This window comes from Paenibacillus foliorum (assembly GCF_013141765.1).
Taxonomy (GTDB): Bacteria; Bacillota; Bacilli; order Paenibacillales; family NBRC-103111; genus Paenibacillus_S; species Paenibacillus_S foliorum.
Genome location: NZ_WHOD01000092.1, coordinates 1 through 685, shown reverse-complemented (window position 1 = coordinate 685; position 685 = coordinate 1). Strand labels below are relative to the sequence as shown.

Genomic DNA, 685 nt, shown 5'->3' with positions numbered 1-685 from the left:
CATATTTCTCGTTACTTACTGGCAGAATTATTGCCGCCCCTGCCTCTTGGAGTATCTTCAAATATTTTCTGCTATGTTCACTCAGTATGTACTCAATGCCATGTGGCTCAATCCATGGAGCACAAAACAATTTCTTTTGGAATGCAAAACCTATTGCAAGGGATGCTCTCCATCGCTCACCACTATTAAATTCAAGAGGACTATAAATTCTGCCTGGTTCATTAATACCTGTTAGTTCAAACAAAATTGCAATTTCATGTAGAGTCAAAGTGTTCTCACTTCTTGCAATACCCTCTAAAATTTGATCTGCTACCGTTTTTATCTTTCTTATTTTCCAAGTTAATTTTGAGGGATAAGAGTTGAATTTTTTATAAGGAATTTCTGCCACACCCTCACCAATATAACAAGAAATGCTTTTAAGAAGTTCATTATTGGCTGGTAGGCCATCAATTGTTATTTGAGAATTCGATAACTTCAAGTCTTGGGAAAACAACGTGTCTCTTCCTGCAAGCAGATAACTTAGTAGCCACCCCCCTGAACCAAGAGATCCAACTAATCCATATATTTTGCCCGATTCTATTGTAAGGTTAAAATCTCTGATACTGTCAATCATTGAAAACCTGTGGAAAACCGTTGGAGTCGCATTACAGTTCAAGTTTTTGATTTGTAACTTCAAAACCATCCC

The 685-nt window shown here is 37.1% G+C and carries 1 protein-coding gene; it reads right to left on the bottom strand.

Annotation, left to right across the window (positions count from 1 at the left end; genetic code table 11):
• Positions 1-613: hypothetical protein (locus GC093_RS24025; RefSeq protein WP_171654453.1), on the bottom strand; the 613-nt coding region annotated here is incomplete at its 3' end.
• Positions 614-685 lie beyond the last annotated feature (72 nt).